We start from the raw sequence: 4,967 nt of genomic DNA on the forward strand, positions 1-4,967 counted from the left end.
ATTAAAAAAATATTTTTTCAAACGACTTGACAAGGTTTTTTTGTTTTTCTAATTTTGGTATACCATATATGGAAAATTTTCAGCAGCATGACCCTAAGGGTCGCGTCCTCAACGGTTTCATGTCGCCATCATCGACGGAGGGATGCATGAGCAACGAAGTGAGCATAGAGCTGTCGTGGTGCAAAGGCTGCGGGATATGCGCGGCGTTCTGCCCGAAAGAGGTATTCCGGATGGACGGGGAACGGGAAAAAGCCGTGGTTGAACACCCTGAAGCATGCGTCGGCTGCGGCACATGCGAAAGAATGTGCCCGGACCTGGCCGTTACCGTGTGCCGGAGCGGAGGTGAGTCATGAACAGGGAAGAGCTTTTTGTACAGGGAAATGAGGCCTGTGTGCGCGGGGCACTGTATGCCGGGCTGAAGTTTTTTGCAGGTTACCCTATTACTCCTTCCACGGAGATGGCGGAACTTCTTTCTGATTTACTGCCGCGAAAGGGCGGGCATTTTGTACAGATGGAGGATGAATTGGCCTCCATGTGCGCTGTCGTCGGCGCTTCAGTAACGGGTAATAAGGCCATGACTGCCACCAGCGGTCCGGGGTTCTCTCTGATGCAGGAAGCGCTGGGTTATGCTGTGATGGCGGAAATTCCGTGCGTGGTGGCCAGCGTGCAGAGAGGCGGTCCCTCTACCGGTCTTGCCACCAAGGTAGCCCAGGGGGATATCAATCAGGCTCGCTGGGGCACCCATGGAGAACATTCCATCATTGCGCTTACGGCATCGGGTATTCAGGATGTTTTTTCCATGACGGTGGAAGCCTTCAATATGGCTGAAACTTATCGTACGCCGGTGATCCTGTTGTTCGACGAAGTGGTGGGGCACATGCGCGAGAAGCTGGTATTGCCCGAAGAGGGAGAGCTTCCCGTAGTAAGCCGGCTCCGCACGTCGGTACGCCAGGGCGTGAACTATCATCCGTATCTGCCGCGGGAAGACGGGCGCCTGCCCATGTCGGATTTCGGCGGCGTGCACCGCTACAACGTCACCGGCTTGTATCACGATATATGGGGATTCCCCACGGAAAAACCGGAGGCCGTGGAACAGCTTCTGTATCATCTGGTGGAGAAAATCGAAACCAAGGCCGATGAGATAGCACGGTACCGGGAATACTTCATGGACGACGCGAAGCTGCTGTTCGTCTCCTACGGCAGTTCGGCAAGAAGTACGCTGCACCTTGTCACCACGCTGCGTGGCAAGGGAATCCGTGCCGGACTTCTGGAGCTGCAGACGTTGTGGCCCTTCCCCGTCAACCTTGTGCGTACCCGGGCGGAGCAGGCAAGGCATGTATATGTGGTGGAAATGAACATGGGGCAGGTATGTGCCCAGGTGCGTCAGGCCGTAACGCGGCCCGACGATGTCTTCCTCATCAACCGTGTGGACGGCCAGCTCATCACCCCGACGGATATAGGAAGGGTCATGCGCGTGGTGGAAGGGAGGGCTTTCTGATGGCGGTGAAAGACTTTATCCGGGAACGCTTCTTCCCCCATATCTGGTGCCCGGGCTGCGGCCACGGCATGACGCTGAACGCCATGCTCCATGCCTTTGACGAACTGGGGCTTGATCCGTGTTCTCTGGTGATGGTGTCCGGCATAGGCTGCTCCGCCAGAATATCGGGATATGTCAATGTGCATACCATGCATACGCTGCACGGCAGGGCTCTGGCCTTTGCCACGGGCATCAAGCTTGCCCGGCCGGATCTGCATGTGGTGGTACCCATGGGCGACGGCGACGCCACGGCCATTGGCGGGAACCATTTCATCCATGCGGCACGCCGGAACATTGATATGACGGCCATACTCATGAACAATCGCATTTACGGCATGACGGGCGGGCAGTTCTCCCCCATGTCCGGCCGTGGTATCAGGGCCACTACCGCGCCGTACGGCAACATCGACAGGGATTTCGACGCCGTGAAGCTGGCCGAAGGCGCGGGAGCCACCTTTGTGGCCCGCACCACGACCTATCATGTGCGGGAGCTGACGGCGCTTATCAAAAAAGCTGTGGAGCACAAGGGCTTTTCCGTGGTGGAAGTCATGACGCAATGTCCCACCTACTTCGGGCGAAAGAACAGGCTGGGAGATGCCGTAGACATGCTGAAGCTTTTCAGGGACGGTACGGCGCCGCTCGGCTCCCCGGCTCTTGCCGCCAGCCCGCATCTTATTCCGCGGGGGATTTTTGTGGACCGCGAGGAGCCGGAATACTGCGAATCCTATGAAGCGATCATACGCCGGGTGAAGGAGTAGAGCATGGAAAAATACCGTTTTCTTCTTTCCGGTTCCGGCGGACAGGGTATCATCACCATGGCCATTCTGCTGGCGGAAGCAGCGGCCATTTACGACAATCTGACGGCTGTGCAGTCGCAGGTGTACGGTCCTGAAGCCCGAGGCGGAGCCACACGTTCCGACGTCATCATTTCCGACAGCCCCATCCTGTTTCCCAAAGTGACGCAGCCGGGCATACTGGTGGCGTTGAATCAGAGTTCCTTCATGAAGTACGGCAACCTTATCCGCCCGGGCGGCCTGCTTCTCACCGACAGCCACCTTGTATACGCTGCCCGCGATCTGGACGTACGGCATATCGCGCTGCCCCTGCATGAGACTGTGCTGCGGGAACTGGGCGGGGCGCAGAGCCTGAACATCTGTACGCTGGGAGCGCTTGTGGCACTGACGCGGGCAGTACGCCCAGAATCGGTGGAAAAAGTACTGGCACGGCGTTTTCCCGCCGCGGTGGAATCCAACCTCAAGGCGCTGCGGCTCGGGCTTGCCCTGGGCGAGGGCGCAAGGGACAGGCTATGAACATTCACGAATATCAGGCCAAGGATCTGTTCAGAGAGTACGGTATTCCTGTGCCGGAAGGCCGTGTGGCCGAATCGCCGCAGGAAGCGGAGCATATTGCTGCATCCCTGGGCTGCCCCGTGGTGGTCAAGGCGCAGATTCATGCGGGCGGCAGAGGTAAGGCGGGCGGAGTGAAACCCGCTTCCACACCCGGGCAGGCAGGACAGGCGGCGGAAGCCCTGCTGGGCCGTGCCCTGGTCACGCATCAGACCGGCCCGGAAGGCCGGGTGGTGCGCAGGGTTCTGGTGGAAAAGGGGCGGAAGGTCGCCTGCGAACGGTATGTCTCCATTACATTGGATCGTTCCCGGGGATGCCCCGTGCTTATGGTCAGCCCCGACGGGGGAATGGATATAGAAGGCGTGGCGGCGGAGTATCCCGAACGCATACTCCGCGTTCCTGTGGATCCTCTGTACGGCCTTGCCGATTTCGAGGCCAGGCGCGCGGCGGCGTTTCTTGGTTTTGAGGGCAGGAATCTGCACGTCTGCGCGCGCGTTTTGAAGAACCTGTTCCGGCTCTATGAGGAAAAAGACGCCTCTCTTGCGGAAATCAATCCCCTAGTCGTTACGGAAGAAGGGGAGATCCTTGCCCTGGATGCCAAGCTGAACCTGGAGGACAATGCACTGTTCCGGCACCCTGAGCTTGCGGCCCTGGAAGACCCGGAGGAGGAAGACCCTCTGGAGAGGGAGGCCGGAAAACATGGCCTGAACTATATCCGTCTGGAAGGAAATATCGGCGTCATGGTGAACGGCGCGGGGCTTGCCATGGCTACCATGGATCTCATTAAGCAGGCGGGTGCGTCCCCGGCCAACTTTCTGGATGTGGGCGGCGGCGCAGGTGCGGAAAAGATTGCGGCGGGTTTTCGCATCATCCTTTCCGATACCCATGTGCAGGCCATTCTCATCAATATCTTCGGGGGAATCCTCCGCTGCGATTTTCTTGCCGAAGGCGTGGTCAGAGCCGCGAGGGACACCGGAGTAGGAGTTCCCGTCATCGTGCGCCTCCAGGGCACGCATGCAGAAGAAGGGCGGAAGATACTGGCACAATCCGGCCTCAAGTTCACTGTGGCGGAGAACCTGAGTGAAGCTGCGCGTCTGGTTGCGGAGGTGAGCGGACAATGAGCATCTATATCAATGCGGAAACCAGAGTGGTGGTGCAGGGGATTACCGGCACGGAAGGCGGTTTTCATACCGGCGAGATGCTGGATTACGGTACCAGGATAGTTGCCGGGGTGACTCCGGGCAAGGGAGGGGGGCGGGCACACGGCCTTCCTGTTTATGATTCCGTGTGCGAAGCGCGTGAACGCACCGGCGCGGACGCATCCATCATTTTTGTTCCCGCGGCCATGGCCGCGGATGCCGTGATGGAAGCGGCGGATGCGGGCATGAAGCTTGTGGTGTGCATCACCGAGGGCATTCCCGTGCGGGATATGACTAGGGTCATCCCCTATGTCCGAGCACGGGGCACGGTGCTCATCGGCCCGAACTGCCCGGGTATCATCAGTCCGGGAAAATCCAAGCTGGGTATCATGCCCAACCGTATCCACCGGCCAGGGCGTATCGGCGTGGTATCGCGCAGCGGCACGCTTACCTATGAGGTGGTGGACCAGCTCACCCGCGAAGGGCTGGGGCAGTCGAGCTGTGTGGGCATAGGCGGCGATCCCGTTATCGGCCAGAGTTTTACCGACGTGATGAAACTCTTTCAGGAAGACGACGATACTGATCTTGTGATCATGATAGGCGAGATAGGCGGCAATGCAGAGCAGGAAGCCGCGCAGTATGTGCGGGAGCATTGCTCCAAGCCTGTGGTGAGCTTTATTGCGGGCCGTACCGCGCCCCCAGGCCGCCGCATGGGGCATGCCGGGGCCATTGTCTCCGGCCGTTCCGATACCACGGAGGAGAAACTCGCTTTTCTGAAGGAATGCGGCATTACCTGTGTGGATTCCCTGGCTGATATCGGCCGCACAGTGAAAAGTCTGGCCTGAGAGTCTGCGGCGTATGAAGGCAGGGGCGGCACGGGCCGCTCCTGCCTTACCCCGGAGAAAGATTGTCTGCGGGGGAAAGCCTGTTTTCGGAGGAGGGAAA

General features: G+C 59.0%; 6 protein-coding genes. All 6 read left to right on the forward strand.

Annotation, left to right across the window (positions count from 1 at the left end):
* Positions 1-146 precede the first annotated feature (146 nt).
* The 6 genes from K8W16_RS08645 to sucD are packed head-to-tail and all read left to right on the forward strand — an operon-like array spanning position 147 to position 4,867.
* Entirely contained in the window at positions 147-353 is a 207-nt protein-coding gene (locus K8W16_RS08645; RefSeq protein WP_304122748.1) for a ferredoxin family protein, read from the forward strand.
* Positions 350-1,498: a 2-oxoacid:acceptor oxidoreductase subunit alpha gene (locus tag K8W16_RS08650; protein ID WP_304122749.1), complete on the forward strand. Its 1,149-nt coding sequence runs from the start codon at positions 350-352 to the stop codon at positions 1,496-1,498. The genes K8W16_RS08645 and K8W16_RS08650 overlap by 4 nt, the downstream gene beginning before the upstream one ends.
* Positions 1,498-2,295, forward strand: coding sequence for a 2-oxoacid:ferredoxin oxidoreductase subunit beta (locus K8W16_RS08655; RefSeq protein WP_304122750.1), 798 nt, complete (start codon positions 1,498-1,500; stop codon positions 2,293-2,295). Before K8W16_RS08650 ends, K8W16_RS08655 begins: the two co-directional genes overlap by 1 nt.
* A 3-nt stretch (positions 2,296-2,298) precedes the next feature.
* On the forward strand, positions 2,299-2,847 hold the full coding sequence (locus tag K8W16_RS08660; protein WP_304122751.1) for a 2-oxoacid:acceptor oxidoreductase family protein: 549 nt from the start codon (positions 2,299-2,301) through the stop codon (positions 2,845-2,847).
* On the forward strand, positions 2,844-4,004 hold the full coding sequence (gene sucC, locus K8W16_RS08665) for an ADP-forming succinate--CoA ligase subunit beta (protein WP_304122752.1): 1,161 nt from the start codon (positions 2,844-2,846) through the stop codon (positions 4,002-4,004). Before K8W16_RS08660 ends, sucC begins: the two co-directional genes overlap by 4 nt.
* Positions 4,001-4,867: a succinate--CoA ligase subunit alpha gene (gene sucD / locus K8W16_RS08670; protein ID WP_304122753.1), complete on the forward strand. Its 867-nt coding sequence runs from the start codon at positions 4,001-4,003 to the stop codon at positions 4,865-4,867. Before sucC ends, sucD begins: the two co-directional genes overlap by 4 nt.
* The last annotated feature ends 100 nt before the right edge of the window (positions 4,868-4,967 follow it).

It is taken from the genome of Mailhella massiliensis (assembly GCF_020741395.1).
GTDB classification, from domain to species: domain Bacteria; phylum Desulfobacterota; class Desulfovibrionia; order Desulfovibrionales; family Desulfovibrionaceae; genus Mailhella; species Mailhella massiliensis_A.